Annotated in this window: 9 protein-coding genes; 5 read left to right on the top strand and 4 right to left on the bottom strand. The window is 72.6% G+C overall.

Translation table 11 applies throughout. The features are described from left to right. The first annotated feature begins 103 nt into the window (after positions 1–103). From ACK1X7_RS40370 to ACK1X7_RS40380, 3 genes are all read left to right on the top strand, one after another. Complete coding sequence (locus ACK1X7_RS40370) at positions 104–3,322, top strand: NACHT domain-containing protein (RefSeq protein WP_385139024.1); 3,219 nt, start codon at positions 104–106, stop codon at positions 3,320–3,322. Between the two features lie 195 nt (positions 3,323–3,517). Then, positions 3,518–5,578: an ATP-binding protein gene (locus ACK1X7_RS40375; RefSeq protein WP_390793429.1), complete on the top strand. Its 2,061-nt coding sequence runs from the start codon at positions 3,518–3,520 to the stop codon at positions 5,576–5,578. Positions 5,579–5,584: 6 nt separating this feature from the next. Beyond that, entirely contained in the window at positions 5,585–7,174 is a 1,590-nt protein-coding gene (locus ACK1X7_RS40380; RefSeq protein WP_385139030.1) for an ABC transporter substrate-binding protein, read from the top strand. Positions 7,175–7,194: 20 nt separating this feature from the next. Here the strand turns inward: ACK1X7_RS40380 and ACK1X7_RS40385 are convergent, their stop codons facing one another. Beyond that, positions 7,195–7,992: an SAM-dependent methyltransferase gene (locus ACK1X7_RS40385; protein WP_385139033.1), complete on the bottom strand. Its 798-nt coding sequence runs from the start codon at positions 7,990–7,992 to the stop codon at positions 7,195–7,197. A 118-nt stretch (positions 7,993–8,110) separates the two neighbouring features. Beyond that, positions 8,111–8,968, bottom strand: coding sequence for a VC0807 family protein (locus tag ACK1X7_RS40390; RefSeq protein ID WP_385139036.1), 858 nt, complete (start codon positions 8,966–8,968; stop codon positions 8,111–8,113). Positions 8,969–9,388: 420 nt separating this feature from the next. Between ACK1X7_RS40390 and ACK1X7_RS40395 the strand changes: the two genes are divergently transcribed. Next, on the top strand, positions 9,389–11,683 hold the full coding sequence (locus ACK1X7_RS40395) for an MMPL family transporter (protein WP_413116432.1): 2,295 nt from the start codon (positions 9,389–9,391) through the stop codon (positions 11,681–11,683). Here the strand turns inward: ACK1X7_RS40395 and ACK1X7_RS40400 are convergent. Further along, the gene (locus tag ACK1X7_RS40400; protein WP_413116433.1) at positions 11,660–12,256 is read right to left on the bottom strand and encodes a hypothetical protein; all 597 of its coding nucleotides are present in this window, start codon (positions 12,254–12,256) and stop codon (positions 11,660–11,662) included. The two genes, ACK1X7_RS40395 and ACK1X7_RS40400, sit on opposite strands and share 24 nt — an antisense overlap. A gap of 248 nt (positions 12,257–12,504) precedes the next feature. Between ACK1X7_RS40400 and ACK1X7_RS40405 the strand changes: the two genes are divergently transcribed. Further along, on the top strand, positions 12,505–14,100 hold the full coding sequence (locus ACK1X7_RS40405) for a WS/DGAT domain-containing protein (RefSeq protein ID WP_413116434.1): 1,596 nt from the start codon (positions 12,505–12,507) through the stop codon (positions 14,098–14,100). Between the two features lie 103 nt (positions 14,101–14,203). On the opposite strand, the gene ACK1X7_RS40410 is transcribed toward ACK1X7_RS40405, so the two are convergent. After that, a complete protein-coding gene (locus ACK1X7_RS40410) occupies positions 14,204–15,361 on the bottom strand; it encodes an SDR family oxidoreductase (protein WP_413116435.1) in 1,158 nt (385 codons plus the stop codon). Positions 15,362–15,648 lie beyond the last annotated feature (287 nt).

Here is a 15,648-nt window from a genome sequence, read left to right on the forward strand (position 1 = left end):
CCCTCACCCTTCAGGGGTCTTCGCGGCTATCGTGAGCGGGAGGTGAGGGGCTGGACGGGGCTCGGCGGGGAACGCGCGCCGACGCCGCGAGGGAGGGGCTGCTGTGGACGGCGGCACGGTGGGGCTGCGGATCGCATCGGCAGTGGTCGTGCCGGTGGTCAAACGGCTGCTGCTGCCGCCCGCGAGCGCGCCGGGGGCGGAGTACGGCGAGCGGCCCGTACCGATCCGCCGGCTGGTGTCCTTCGCCCGGGAGCACCGCACCCTCACCGAGGACGATCTGCACAAGCTCGCCCGCGAGCTGGTCCGCCGCGCCGTGCGGGCCGCCGGGCCGCACGATCCGCCGATCGGCGCCGACGAGCACGACTCCGTCGGACAGGCGCTGACCCGCACCCTGCACGCCCTCGGCGATCTCGACATGGACGACGTCCACGCCTTCGCGCTCGGCCCCGAGCGGCTGGCCGCCGAGCTGTCCCGGCGCGCGGGCCCCGATACGCGCAGGCTGCTGAGCGACGACGCCGCCCGCTTCCACGACCGGCTCCTGGAGACGGCCTGCCTCCACCTCATGCGCTTCTTCAGCCAGCGGCCCGGATTCGCGGCCCGAGCCCAGATCGAGCAGAGCCGCGAGATCCGGGAGCAGAGCGAGAAATTGGACTCAATCCTGCGGCGGCTGCCGGACATCAGCCACCAGGACATCCAGTTCGAGGAGGAGTACGCGCGCTACGTCGTCGAGTGCCACGGCAGGCTCACGATCTACGGCGTCGACCTCCGCGAACCGGACGGCCAGGACTGGCCGCTGGAGACCGCCTATCTGAGCCTGGAGGCCAGGCCGTACCGCGACGGCACCGACCGGGTGCCGGTGCTGGGCGGCGAGCCCGGCGCCGACCGGGACACCGAGGCCGAGCGGACCGCGGGCCCCGCCGAGGCGGTCTTCGCCAGCCATGAGCGCGTCCTGCTGCGCGGCGTCGCCGGCACCGGCAAGACCACCCTCGTCCAGTGGCTGGCCCTCTCCACCGCGCAGCAGGACCGGGTGCCGGGCGGGCTCTCGCAGCTCTTCGGACGCGTCCCCTTCGTCCTGCCGCTGCGCACCCTGGCGCGCAGGGACTCCGAACTGCCCATGCCCGACGACTTCCTGCGCTGGATCGGCTGCCCGCTGGTGGGCACCGAGCCCGACGGCTGGGCCGCGCGGGTGCTGCGGCACGGGCGCGGGGTGCTCCTGATCGACGGGGCCGACGAGATCCCGAAGGACGACCGGGCCCGCGTGCGGGCCTGGCTGAAGAAGCTGCTCGCCGTCTTCCCCGGCAATCTGTGGCTGCTCACCTCCCGCCCCTCGGCCCTCGAACGGGGCTGGCTGGCCCGTGAGGGCTTCCAGGAGTTCGCGCTCGCCGCGATGCGGCCCGCCGATATGAAGCAGTTCATCCGACGCTGGCACACCGCGGCCGGAGCCTCGCAGGAGCTCGGCGAGTCGCTCTCGCTGTCGCTGCGCAGCAGCCCCGAGCTGAGCCGCCTGGCGACCAATCCGCTGATGTGCGGCCTGATCTGCGCCCTGCACCGGGAGCGGCGCGGCTTCCTGCCCCAGGGCCGCGCCTCCCTGTACGAGGCAGCGCTCTCCATGCTCCTGGAGCGGCGCGACCTGGAGCGCGAGGTCTACGGCCGCAGCCGTCCGGCACTGGACCAGAAGTCGGCCACCGAGCCGCTCCAGAGGCTCGCGTACTGGCTGATCCGCAACGAGCGGACACAGCTCGACCGCCCCGACGCGGTGAACGTGGTGCGGCGGCTCCAGCCCTCCGTCCCCCGCCTCGCGGACGTCGGAACGGCGGAGGAGGCCCTTCAGCATCTGCTGGAGCGCTCCGGTCTGCTGCGCGAACCGGCCCCGGGCGCGGTCGACTTCATCCACCGCACCTTCCAGGACTTCCTGGGCGCCAGGGCCGTGCTGGAAGAGCGCGATATGGGCATGCTGGTGAACAACGCACACCTGGACCAGTGGGAGGACGTGGTGCAGATGGCCGTCGCACAGGCTCGCCACCAAGAGCGTGCCGACCTGCTGACCCGCCTGCGCGAGCGGGGCGACCGGGAGCAGGACGCCACCGTCCAGGCGCGGCTGCGGCTCCTCGCCCTCGCCTCCCTCGAACAGGCCACCCGCCTGGAGCCGACGGTGCGCGAGGCCATCGAGGACCGGGCCGCCCGGCTGCTGCCGCCGCGCAGCCTGCGGGAGGCCAGGTCACTGGCGCAGACGGGCCCGCTGCTCCTGGGCCTGCTGCCCGACGCCAAGGACCTGGAGGGCGACGAGGAGCTCGCCACCGTCCACGCGATATGCCAGATCGGCGGGGACGCCGCCATCCCCAGGCTCCGCGAGTTCCTGGGCACCGGCCAGCCCGCGGTGCGCGCCCAACTCCTCGCCCACTGGGACCGGTTCGACACCAAGGTGTACGCGGAGGAGATCGTACGGCCGCTCCTCGACACCGCCCCCGAGGAGATCGTCACGGTGCGCTCGCCAGCCGAGCTGGAGGCGCTGCGCAGCATGTCCGGCTATCAGCGCGTGGGCCTGCACGGCGACTTCGACCCGGCGGAGATCCGCGCCTCGCTCGACCCGCGCCACCTGCGCGAGCTGCGCCTGCGCAACACCCTGCAACTGGAGGACCTCGCCCTGCTCTCCGCCTACCCCGAGCTGGAGACGGTCGCCTTGCAGGGATGCCGGAACGTCAAGGACCCCGCGCCGCTGACCCGACTGCCCCGGCTGCGGAGGCTGGAGCTGCGCGACCTCCCCCAGTTCGAGCCCCTCCTGAAGCTGGCCGACTGCCCCCGGCTGGAGGGGCTCCTGGTGGGGCCGGAGGTGCCCTGGCGCGGTCTGCCCGACCTTCCGCGCCCCGCCGAGCTGCGGCTGCTCTCCCTGCCGTCGTCGGCGGCGCAGCTCGCGGGGATCGTGGAGTGCCGGAAGCTGGAGGAGCTGCGTCTACAGGACGCCAGCGAGCGCCTGGCGCCGGACGAATGGGGCTCCCTCATCGCCGAGTTGCCCAATCTGCGCAAGCTGACGCTCTCCCCGCAGCAGCTCAGCATGCTGCTGTTCGCCCCCCGTACCGAGATCCCCCAGGTCACGCACCTGGACGTATGGGCCAGGGCCGGTTCCGCGGTTCCGCTGCGGCGGATAGCCAGGCGCCTTCCGGGGCTCGAGGAGATCCATCTGTCGCAGGTCGCGGAGCTCGATCTCGCCTCCCTCGCCGGACTGCCCCGGCTGCGCCGGGTGCGGCTGGTCTACCCGGGCGAGATCCGCGGCGCGGACTCGCTCCCCGACAGCGTGGAACTCGACATCTACCCGCACCCCTGACCGGCACCGCCGCATACCCGGCTCACACCCGGTGTCGCGATTACCTGGTGGGATGTTTACCCAACGGGTAAGTTCATGGATGTAGGCGTAGTTGGTACGGATGTCAGCGGCTGATGTCTCGGGGGAGCGGTGCCGCCCGTCTCCGAGGTCACGGCTGCCGGGCAGCAGAGGACGACTGAGGCGGGACGCAGCAGGATGCGCGTATCGGAAGGGTCACCGCTCTATGGCCGGGACCCTCTGCTGCGCTCGCTCGTCCCCCGGCTGACCGGCCTGGCCTACGACGAGCGGTCCCGGGTGGGCCGCGAGCACCAGGGCGATCTGCCCGTGGTGCTGGTGACGGGATACCACGGCATGGGGCGCAGCGCGGTGCTCGAGGAACTGGCCGCGCGCTACCGGGACCGGCTGCCGCTGGCCCACGTCCGCGCCGTGGCCACCGAACCCGAGACCTTCCCGCCCGCCCCGGCCGACGGCCGCGCCCCCACCGCCTCGACCCTCGTCGAGATCCTCACGGAGCTGGTGTGCGGGCTCGCCCCCGATGTGCGCCGCCGCTTCCCCGTCCTGGTGCCCGGCCTGTTCGCCGTCTCCGGCTGGTACCGCGGCAACGGCGAGCAGCGCGACGTGGCCTGCCTGACGTTCGCCCGGCTGCTGCTCGCCTGCCGCCTCGCCGACGGGGATGAGAACGCGCTGAGACACGCCTGGGCCACCGCTGTCGAAGGCCGTCTGGAGACGACCGGCGCGCAGACCGACGCGGAGTGGGGCCGGGATTCGGTCACCGCCGCCGTGGTGGCGGAGTACACCGACCGGTATCAGCCGGCCGCGGCACAGGAGTGGTACCGGCGGCGCTTCCCGAGGGGCGCGGACGGCCAGGATCCGCTGGTGCTGCTCGGGGAGTGGTTCCAGCGCGGCGGCGACTACCGGCACGCCGCCGAGCAGAGCCTGATGGCCGCCTTCCTCCACGATGTCGCCTCCTCCTACGGCAGGATTCAGCGGTGGAACCGGGAGCCCTGGCCGCTCATCCTGCTCGACGACGCCCACTGCCCGCCGGGGCAGGACTTCCTCGACCTCCTCCTCGAGCACCGGGCGCTCCCCGAGCGCCCCGACCACGAGGAACTCGTCGTCGTGGCCACCCGCCTCGGCGGCTTACCGGAGAACGCGTCCGCGGCCATCCGCCGCGACCTGCCCGATCTGGTGAAGTCCTCCGGCTGGCAGCGCAAGGGCCTGGCCCCGTCCGCCGGACTGCTCGCCGTCCCCCTCACCCCGCTGAGCCGGGACGACATCCTGCCCCTCCTGGTGCCGGACTGGCCCGCCCGGCCGCTCCACCCCCATCTGGCCTCCGCCGTGCACTCCCTGACCGGCGGGCATCCCGCGGTGACCACCGTCCTGTGCGCGGCGGTCCTGGACGCCACCAAGCGGGGCCGCGGCGTGGGCCCGCGCGACCTCCTCGAACTCCACGCGAAGGACGGCCGCGCCGTCACCGAAGCACTCCTGGAGCGGCTGCTCCCCAACCGGCGCCAGCGCGACCGGCTGACCCTGCTCTCGCTCGCCCGCGACAGCACCGCCGCGGAGGCGCTGGCCGAGAATCTGCGCCTCCAGGGCCCGGACCAACTGCCCGCCAACTCCGCCACCGACTACCTCGAAGAGCAGCAGTGGCAGCAACTCACCCCGCCCGACCAGCCGTTGGTCACCGACGCGCTGCTGCGCACGCTGCTCGTACACGAGGCGCGCCGCACCTCCTCACGGGCCGAGGACGGCCGCAGTTGGCAGGACATCCACCGCTTCCTGCGGATGCACCACGCCCAGCGCGGGGAGAGCGGCGAGGCGGACGCCCTGCGGCACACCCTCGCGGCCGGAAACGCGGAGACGGTGGTGGCCATGCTGACCGAGGAGTTCCAGTCCGAGAAGGACGCCCACGCCGCCGCCCACTGGCTGCTGTGCCTGCGGTACGCCGCCACCGCGCCCACCCCACCGGCCGCGGAGTGGACCGACGAACGCATGCAGATCGCCCTCGGCGCGCACGACGGCCGGTACGCCGAACTGCATGAGATCGAGCGCTGTGTGAACCGGCTGCTGCACGCCCTGTGGCATGTGTCCGAGCCGCACGCCGAGCCGGACCCCGATATGTGCAAGGCGGTCGGCGAAGAGCTGGCCTACCTCTCCCCGCGCCACCCGTCCTGGCACGCCGTCCTGGGTCAGGCCGCCCGCAGTTGGCCCGCGGCGGCACGGAAGAAGCGCCCCTTCCCTATCTCCGGTCAGTGAGGAAGCATGCTGTTCCGTCTGTTCCGCCGTCACCCTCGTGAGTGGGGGCCGCTCGAATGGCTGGCCGTCGTCGGACTCGGCGCCCTGGTCGCCGTAGCGATCACCGTCGTCGTCAACGTGGTGCAGGGCCCCGGCAGGTGCGGTGACGATCTGCGGGACATCGACGGCGACTGCGTGGGCGTCACCGCGGAAGCCTTCGAGGCCGACCCGGGCATCGAAAGCCTCATCGGGGCGGTGGCGGACGAGAACGCGCGGGTGCGGCAGGACTGGGAGGATCCGTCGAGCGGACCCAAGATCCCGTATGTGCGGATCGCGCTGATGATGCCCTTCACCGCGGACGACCACAGCGCCATGACGGTGGACATGATCCGCCGCGGACTCGCCGGTGCCCTGGCCGCCCAACGGCAGGCCAACCGCTTCGGCGGCCCGCACTACCAACTGCTGCTCGCCCCCGACGGCCGGAACCTCGACCGCTGGGAGCCCGTCGTCGACCGCCTCGCCGAGCTGTCCAAGGACACCCGGGCGCCACTGGTCGGCGTGACCGGCATCCCGAGCAGCACCCCCGAGACCCGAAGAGCCATCGCCGCGCTCAGCAAGCACAGCATCCCCACCGTCGGCCCGGTCATCACCGCGGCCAACATGAACTCCCCGTACTTCTTCAAGACCTCGCCCAACAACGACCAGTTCGCCCGCGCCCTGGGGCTCTACCTGGACAAGAAACCGGCCGGCCACCGGGGCTTCCTGGTCTGGGACAACCGCAGCGAGGACGTCTACTCCCAGAATCTGCGCAGCGTCTTCGAGCGGCACTTCGGCACGGCGTACGACCTGACCAACCACAACTCGAACTTCACCGGCACCTCCGGAACCGACAAGGGCATCCCCCAGCGGTTCACCGACGCTGTGCAGAAGATCTGCAACGAGAAGTCCGACACCGTCTTCTTCGCCGGCCGCGACCAGGACCTGCCCGCGTTCATGGAGCGCATGGCGCAGGAGGGAAGCTGCGGGCGCACCACGACGCTGCGCATCCTGAAGGTCGGCATCGGCCTGGAGCCCACCCTCACCGCGGACGCGCCCGCCCGATGGCTGGACGAGGCACGGGCCACGATCGTGGACGCCTCCTCCGTCGACCCCGCCTGGTGGGCGGGGAAGAGCAACCCCAAGAAGGCGCTCGGCCGCTTCCTCGACCGCTTCGAGGAGATACGGAAGCAGCACAAGCTGGGCAGCAAGCCGCTGGACGACGGCTACGCCGTGATGTACCACGACGCCTTCGCGCTGCTCGCGGGCGCAGTGGACCGCACCTTCGCCGAGATCAACGAGGGCGGCAAGAAGGCCCCGGAGGCGATGAGCATCCCGACCAAGGACGATGTGTACAACACCCTCATCATCCCGAGCATCGCCGGCAACTCATGCAGCTCCTGCCTGGTCGGCGCCGGAGGGACATACGGCTTCGAGGGCCCGGGCAAGAACGACCAATGGGCCGTCTGCAAGCCCGTACCCGTGGTCGAGTTCCCGTCGAGCACCCGCTCCGGCGCCCCGGGGGCGGCCGCCCTCTACCGCACCTACCGCAGCGGCTCCAAGAGCGCCTGCCCCTCCTGACGCGACGCGACAGTGGCGGCTCAGTCCGTCTTGTGCGCCACGCCGCCGTAGTAGCCGATCTCGCCGGGCCCGGTCGGCGGCGGGGCGTCCGGGCGCCAGAACGGGACCTCGGTCAGACCGGGCTCGACCAGGGTGAAGCCGTCGAAGAGCCGCTCGACCTCGGCGCGGGACCGCAGGTTCAGGGTGGCGGAGGCGTTGTTGTACACCGCCTGGGCGGCGCTGCGGTCGGCGAAGTCGCCCGTGGCGTGGGAGAGCACCAGAAAGCTCCCGGCCGGCAGCGCGTCGCGCAGGGTGGCGAGCACCCGCCCGGGCTCCTCAGCCTCGGTGAGGAAGTGGACGATGGCGACGAGGAGCAACGCCACCGGCTCGTCGAAGTCGATGACCTGGCGGACCTCGGGGTGCTCCAGGATGGCCCGCGGGTCGCGCAGGTCGGCCAGCGCGATGCTGGTGGCGGCGGAGCCGCGGAGAAGCACATTGGCGTAGGTGTTGACGATCGGGTCGTTGTCGACGTACGCGACGCGCACGTCCGGCGCCAACTCCCGGGCGATCTCATGCACATTGGGGGAGCTGGGCAGTCCGGTGCCGATGTCGAGGATCTGCCGGATGCCGCCGCCGACCACATGGCGCACGGCGCGCCGCAGGAAGTCGCGGTTGGCCCGTACGCCGCTCCACACCTCGGGCGCCGCGGCGGCGAGCCGGTCACCCGCCTCGCGGTCCACCTCGTAGTTGTTCTTGCCGCCCAGCAGGTAGTCGTAGATCCGGGCAGGGTGCGGCCTGCTGGTATCGATCTCCTCGGCGCGGAAGCCGTTCTCCGTCACGCTGTTGCTCCTCTCGACGGCCGTCACGGCCCCCGCATGCGTGTCCGGCTGTCGAACAGCTTCCCATATCGACGCCGCGCCCGGCCGCCGGAGTTCACCCGCGGCCGGCTATCCGGTGTCAGGCGGGCTCGGCCGCCTTTGCCTCGGCGGGCGTCGCGTCAGTGGCCTCTGCTTCGGTGGGCGCTGCCTCGGTCTCGGTCTCGGCCTTGGCCACTGTCTCGGTCTCGGACTCGGCCGCCGCCGCCGCTGCCGCGGCTGCGCGGGCCTGGCCCTTGCGGCGTGACCGCTTGCCGTACACGCCCGTCCACACGCCGAGGGAGGCGAGCACGGCGTAGATCAGGACCGGGCTCAGGACCACCATGGTGTCGGTTCTCAGCGTGTACGACAGCACGATCCGGACCGCGGACTCCATGCAGTAGGCCACGCCCCAGACGGTCGTCATCGTCAGCATGGCCTTGCGGAAGCCATCGACGTTCCACAGGCCGTTCCACCAGGCGGTGCTCGCCTCGGTGCCGTCGGTGGCGAACTTGCGCCCCAAGTAGAACATCAGCGGGCGCGGCGTCAGCAGCGTCGCCAGGCACAGCAGCCCGAAGAGCCCGGTGACGGCCGAGTCCTTGATCAGCAGGGCGCGGGCCGAGTGCGCGCCGACGGTCGACACCACGGCGGTGATCACGATGAACACGAGGGTGACGATGGCGAGTTCATCGAGACGGCGGCGCCAGACGATGTGGACCGCGCCGTCGACCACCGGCCAGGCGCTGCTCAGCAGCAGCGCGGCGAATTCGCTCCAGCCGTGGTCGCGCAGCGCGTTGTAGGTGAGGATCGGCGCGGCGACGTTGAGGGTGAGAGTGACGACCCAGCCGAGAATGGCGGCGCCCCTGGACCGGGCGGGTGCGGCCGGTCGGTCGCTGATCGGTGGCGCTTGTGGATCGGGTGCGCTCGAAGCGCCTTGCGCGGTGGTGTCCTGAGTGAGCACGGTTCCCCTGTAAGTGTTTCCGGTAGTGCGAGAAAAGAGAAACGTAAAGCAGCCATGTCGTAAGAGGACAGTGCCGGGACATCAAATGTCGCCAAAATCTCGGCAGAAGGTTGTTTCAAGGGGCCGGTATCGGTCAAGTGGCTGCTCGGAGCGGTATTCCGTGGCCCTCTCCGGTGTTTTGGGGCGTCAAAGGCCATTGCGGTGAGAGGCCCCGAGAAAAGCCCTTTGTGAACACGATCCGGTAAACGACAGTTTCCGTTGTGTAAGGGCGCACCCGGAAAATCCGGTCGCTACCCCTGATAGCGGGTCATTGCGGGGCTTCTATGCACACCTGGGTGACCTGGAGGAGTGTCGTTCGTTGGGCGTCCTGCGCGGGCCGTCCCACTGTGGGCGCCGGCGCGGTGAGCCAGGGAGGGTGGCATGTTCGTCCGGCTGGGGCGTTTCGACGTCGCGCGCAGGGTCTGGGTGCTCGCGGGGGCGGTGCTGGTGCTGGTGGTCTCCTGCTGGGCGTGTTCCGGGCTGTCCGGGCGGCTCAGCTACGGCGGCTTCATGGCACCGGCCGCCGAGGCGAGCCGGGCGGCGGACGCGATCCGGAACGAGGTGGGGGAGGGTGGCGCGGATGTCCTGGTCACCTTCCGCAGCGAGGAGTTGACCGCCGCCCGGCCCGCCTTCCGGGAGGCGGTCGAGGACGCGCTGCGCCGGGCGCCCAAGGGCACGGTGGACCGGGCGACGACGGCCTGGTCCTCGGCCAATCCGCTGCTGGTCTCCCTCGACCAGCACGCGACCGTGGTGCCGATCCTGCTGAAGGGCGATGGGGAGACCGGCCGCACCCAGAGCTATCTGGCGCTGCGGGACGCCCTGCGCGCACCGGGGTTCGAGGTCACCTGGACCGGGCCGAGCGCCATCATCTCGGAGATCGTCCAACGGTCCCAACGCGACCTCGTACGCACCGAGTTGATGGTGCTGCCGCTGATGATGCTGCTGATGGTGTTCGTCTTCCGGGGTGTGGTCGCCGCGCTGCTGCCGGTGGTCACCGGAGTCCTGGCGACGGCCGCGGCCCTCGCCGCGCTGCGCGCGGTGGCCGATGTCATCGAGGTCCCGTATGTGACGGTCAACCTCGTGGTGGCCATCGGCCTTGCGGCGGGCGTCGACGCCGGTCTGCTCATCGTCAGCAGATTCCGGGAGGAGCTGCGGGCGGGACGTACCCCGGCGGAGGCCGTCGCCATCACCGTCGACACCGCCGGGCGGACGGTGGCGCTGTCCGGCGTCGTCATGACCTTCATCGCCGTGGGCCTCGCCTTCTTCCCGCTCGGTTTCGTCCGCGCGCTGGGCATCGGCGCGGCGGCCGGGCTGCTGGTCGGGGCCCTGGTGACGGTGACGGTGCTGCCCGCGCTGCTGTTCTGTCTGGGCGAGCGCGTGGACGCGCTCTCACCGGCCTGGCTGCGGCGCCAGGGCGGCCGCCGGGACGGCGCGCTGTGGGGCCGGGTGGCCCGTGCGGTGATGCAGAAGCCCATCGCCTACACCTGCGCCGTCTCCGCGCTGCTGCTCGCCCTCGCGGTGCCGTTCCTGCACACCGTCATCGGCTTCCCCGACCAGCGGATGCTGCCCGCCGGGGCACCGGCCCGGGTGGCGGCCGAACGCATGGAACACGACTTCGCCGTCTCCGGCCTCGGCACCTTGCAGGCCATCGCCACCTTCGACCACCCCGTGGACCGCGGCCGGGGCCACGCCGACCTGCTGACCTGGACACGGAATGTCTCCGAACTGCCCGGCGCCCGGGGCGTGCTGGTGGCCGGGACCACCGGGCACAAGGCCGTCATCTACGTAGGCCAGGACCACCGGGTGGAGAGCGACTCCGCCAAGTCACTGGTACGGGACGTGCGCACGCTGCCCGTACCCGGCGGCAGCGGTGTGCTGGTGGGCGGCGCGTCGGCCCTCGCCGTGGACACCATGGACACCTTCTACCGGCTGCTGCCCCGGGTGCTCGCCTTCATGGTGGTCACGAGCTTCGTGCTGCTCACCGTCGCCCTGCGCTCGCTCGTGCTTCCCCTCAAGGCGCTGGTGATGAACGGCCTGTCCATCGGCGCCTCCTTCGGCGCCCTCACCTGGATCTTCCAGGACGGACACGCCAGCAGGCTGCTCGGAGCCGAACCGACGGGCTATGTGGACGCGCTGGCACCCATCGTCATGCTGTTCCTCCTCATCGCGGTGTCCATGGACTACGAGCTGTTCCTGCTGCTGCGCATCCGTGAGCAGTACCGCCTGCTCGGGGACGACCGGGAGTCGGTGGCGGTGGGGATCGAGCGCTCGGGACGGGTGATCAGCGCCGCGGCGGCGGCCGTTCTGGTGGTGACGGCCTGCTTCGCGACCAGCAGCGTGGTCATGGTGAAGGAGATCTGCGTCGGTGTCTTCCTGGCGGTGCTGATCGACGCGGTGCTCGTACGGGCGGTGCTGGTACCCGCCGTCATGCGGCTGCTGGGCGCGGCGAACTGGTGGTGGCCCGGCGCCTCCTGGGCCTTCGGCAAGTCCGGGAAGCCCCGCTCGGGCAAGGGCGGGCGGAAGCCCCGCTCGGGCAAGGGCGGGCGGAAGCCCCGCTTGGGCAAGGGCGGGCGGAAGTCGCCTACCGGCAAGGGCGGGCGACCGGAGGCCGCCCCGGAACACGCGGCACGGCTTCCGGCCCCCGCCGAGGCGTCAGCCGAACGTCAGCCGCCCTGAGCCGCTGCCCGAGCCACCGGCCAGCCTGCCCTGCGTCCAGCAGTCCCGGCCCACGCCGCGGTCGTCCACCGTGATGTCGACGCCCACGGAGCCCGCGAAGAGGCCCCTGGCGATCTGCACGTTCTCGGCCCTGAAGGTGACGTTGCCGTCGGCGTCGTTGGTGAAGCGGAGCTTGCCGCCACCGGTGCTGGTGCCGACCCGCGCACCGCCCGGCCCGATCCACTCCGCCGTGCCCGTGCCGGTGCCGATGGCCGCGCCGCAGGTGCCCTCGGCCATGCCCTCCAGGGTGACCCGCACCTTGGAGAACACGGCGGAACCGAGGCAGTTTCCGGTGATGGTGGCCCGGTAGCCCGCGACACCGCTTTGGTCGCGTACGAGCACCAGGTCGGGGTTGGTGGGCTCCACTGTGGCCGTGCCCTTACAGGTCACCGGCAGGGGCACGGCCGGTGCTTCGGTGGCCGCGCGGGCCGGGGGCTGCTGCCCCAGTAAGGCCACGGCGCCCGCCGCGGCCGCCAGCAGCCCGAGGGCCGCCGTATGGACGAGGGCGCGCCTGCGCCCGTTCGCTGAAGTCACGCACTTCTCCCAGGTCGGGCCACCCGAAGGGGGCCGCTTCCGATGATTGATCCGTCCGATGATGGCGGCCGGGGGAGCGGTGGCCGTTGGTCCGTGCGGGTGATTCACCCGCACGGTAAGCAAGGTGTACCCGTTGTCGTGAACGCGCTCGTCGGCCGCTGACGCGCCAGCCCGGGGTGGTGACTTGGGCGCCGCCCGGGCGTTGTTCCGGCTGCCGGTCGGTGTCACCGGCGGAGGGGTGGTGGAGGATGACGGGGAAGCGAATCGGGAAACCGGCCGGGAAGCCGACGGGGAAACTGCCGTTTCCGGACGCGGCTCTCGTGGCGTACGGGAAGGCGCATCCCGGCACCGGACTGACCATCGGCGTGGTGCTGGAGCTGGAGGGTCCTCCTCCCGACCGGCACCAACTCGTGGCCTCGCTAAGGCCGGTGGCGGAACTGCTGGGCACCGGGCCCTCGGACGGCGGCCCGTGGCGTGACGCGGATGAGTACGCCGAGTACGCCGATTACGCCGAGGCCGCTTTGGAGCGGGGCCTGTCCGACGTGGCGCAGGAGGCGCTGGCCAGGCCACTGGAGCCGCACCGCTGGTCCTGCTCCACGGTGGCGGGGCTGCCGGGCGACACGTCGGCCCTGGTGTGGCGGGCGGATCACCGGCTGCTCGACGGTGCGGGAGTGGTCGGCGTACTGGCCGCCTGGACGGGAGCGAATGGCCTGGCGGCCGATGGCTCGGATGCCGAGGGCTCGGGCGTCGCTGGCCTGGCGGCCGAGGGCTCGGGCGTCGCTGGCCTGGCAGCCCATGGCTCGGATGCCGATGGCTCGGGCGCCCACGGCCTGGCCGCCGATGGCTCGGATGCCCATGGCTCGGGCGTCGCTGGCCTGGCCGTCGATGGCCTGGCAGCCCACGGCCTGGCAGCCCACGGCCTGGCAGCCCACGGCCCGGCCGCCCACGGCCCGGCCGCCCATGGCCCGGGCGCCGATGGACCTGTCGCCGCCATTACGTCCCCCGCGCGGGCCGAACCCTGGCGGGCGCGTGGCGCCCTGCACCGTGCCGTCACCGATCCGCTGCGCGCGGCCTGGCTGTGCGGGACGCCCCTGCTGGGGCGGCGCCGGAGCAGCGCGGCGGAAGCGGACGGTGGCCCGCCCGCCACCCTCTCCTACGCCTGCGCGGAAACGGACCTCGGTCTGCTGCGTGGCATCGCCCGCCGCCACGGCACGACCGTCAACGACGTATACCTGGCCGCGCTGACCGGGGCGCTGCGCGCCCGGCCCGAACTCCTCGGCCCCGACGGGCAGATGCGCGCCCTGATCCCGGTGAACGTCCGTGGCCCGGGAGACGCGGCCGTGCTGCGCAACCGCCATATCCCGCTCCGGATCGCGCTCCCCGTGGCGGAACCCGACGCCGGACGCCGCCTCGCCCTCGTCGCCGCCCGCACGGCGGACCGGGCCCGCGCGCTGCGCCATCCGCTGGTGCGCGCGGTGTTCCGGTCCGTCCCCGCCGTGGCCGGAGGATGGTGTTTCGAGCGGTACTTCGACCCGGCCCGCGCCACCCTCCTCGCCAGCAATGTGCGGGGCCCCTCGTCCCCGCTGGTGGTGGCCGGGCGGCGGATCCGGCGCGTACTGCCGCTGAACTTCCTCCCGGCCGGACACCACCTGTCCACCGTCCTGGCCACCGCCCAGGACCAGGCCGCGGTCGGCTTCACCACCACCGAGCCCCGCCGGGCCGCCGAGTCGTTCGCGGCCGCCTGGCTGGGGGAGTTGCGGGTGCTCGCCGCGACCGGGCCGTGGGGCAGGGGCCAGGCGGCCGGGGCGGGCGCGATCGCCTCTCCGGCGGCGTCGGCGAGATAGGCGGCGTCCGGGGACTTGGGGCCGGACGATCCATCGGTGTCCTGGAGCAGCGTTGGCTTCGCCACCCGGCGCCCCGGCGGGCTGCCGAGTCGTGGGGGACTGGTCAGGCTGCCGGGGCGGGTGCGACCGCCTCTCCGGCCGCGTCGGCGAGGTAGGTGGCGTCCAGGGGCCTGGGGTCCGGCAGGCCCGCCGTGTCCTGGAGCAGGTTGCGCCGGTCGTACGTCCGGCGTTGCGCGGTGAAGACCAGTAGCGAGGCCAGGTGGTGCGCGAACAGCGACTCGTACGGGTCCGGGTCGTCCAGGTCGTCCACCAGGTCCAGGGACAGCCCCGGGTACAGCCGCTCCAGGACCTTCACGGCCGTCGCGAAGGGTGTGTTGTGCGGATGGGTCAGGTGCACCGTGCGCACCCCCGCCGGGGCGCCCGGACGGGCCGCCGCCACACGCGCGGCGCACACCGCCGCGCGGGCCGCGTACTCCACCGGGACCAGGTTGAGCGCCCCGCCGCCCCCCGCGCGGACCCGCACTCGCAGACCGCTGCCGTGGGCGTCGCCACCGTCGAGGAGGGAGGCGAGCGCCGGGTCGTCCTCGGCCCTGCGGCGCAGCGCCTCGTGGATGAGGAACGCCAGCACCGCCAGCGGCTGGCGCTGTCCGCTGCCCTGGGCGGGCCGGTCCGAGACGAGCAGCGACGGCCGCAGGATCGTGGCGCCCCGGCCGGTGCGGGCGCTCCAGGCGTGCACCGCGCGTTCGGCGGTGTACTTGCTCTCCTCGTACGGCGTCAGGAAGCCGTGGCCGCCGTCCAGGTCGTCCTCGCGGATGTGCCCCTCGGCGCGTCCCCCGGCGACGTACGCGGTGCTCAGGTGGACGACCCGCGCCCCGGCCGCCTCGGTGGCCAGGTCGAGGACGCGCCGGGTGCCGAGGACGTTCGCCTTGAACAGCGGCACCGGGTCGTCGTGCAGCGCGAGGTGCGCGGCACAGTGCCAGACCACCGAGCACGCGTCGGTTAGGGCGCGGCGCTCGCCGTCGATCAGGCCGAGGCCGGGCAGGGTGAGGTCGGCGGACACGTACCGCAGGTGCCCGCGCGGCGTCGCGGTGCCGGCCAGGCCGTCGAGCCCGTCGAGCGCCGTCTCGACCCGCGCCCGCAGACTCTCTTCCCCGCCCCGGCCGAGGACGGTGATGGGCCGGTCGTCGCCGTCCTCGGCGAGCAGATGGCGCAGGATGCGGCTGCCGAGGAAACCGGTCGCGCCGGTGAAGAGTAGGGCCATGGCGGGCTCCAGACGTCGAAGGGCGGGTGAGGGCGAGGGCATGGGGATCCGGCGGCGCGATCCGGCGGCGGATCCGAGGGGCCACGCGATCCGGTGGCGGATCCCACCGAGTTGGGACCGTGCCGGGTCCACACCAGGACCGCCGCCGGGGCGCGTGCCGAGGACACCACACGACCGCACCCCGCCGCGCCGCCCGGCCCGCCGTACACGCGCTCCGTACGCACGCCCTGTACACGCGCTCCGTACGGGCCCCGTCGACGCACATCACCCGAATGGGCTAAGCGGCC

The sequence above is a fragment of the Streptomyces sp. CY-1 genome (assembly GCF_047218265.1).
Taxonomy (GTDB): domain Bacteria; phylum Actinomycetota; class Actinomycetes; order Streptomycetales; family Streptomycetaceae; genus Streptomyces; species Streptomyces niphimycinicus.

Bases quoted from the DNA above. Each gene is read 5' to 3' on its own strand.
- ACK1X7_RS40375 (WP_390793429.1), top strand. From the start codon at position 3,518: ATGCGCGTATCGGAAGGGTCACCGCTCTATGGCCGGGACCCTCTGCTG.
- ACK1X7_RS40380 (WP_385139030.1), top strand. From the start codon at position 5,585: ATGCTGTTCCGTCTGTTCCGCCGTCACCCTCGTGAGTGGGGGCCGCTC.
- ACK1X7_RS40395 (WP_413116432.1), top strand. From the start codon at position 9,389: ATGTTCGTCCGGCTGGGGCGTTTCGACGTCGCGCGCAGGGTCTGGGTG.
- ACK1X7_RS40405 (WP_413116434.1), top strand. From the start codon at position 12,505: ATGACGGGGAAGCGAATCGGGAAACCGGCCGGGAAGCCGACGGGGAAA.
- ACK1X7_RS40410 (WP_413116435.1), bottom strand. From the start codon at position 15,361: ATGGCCCTACTCTTCACCGGCGCGACCGGTTTCCTCGGCAGCCGCATC.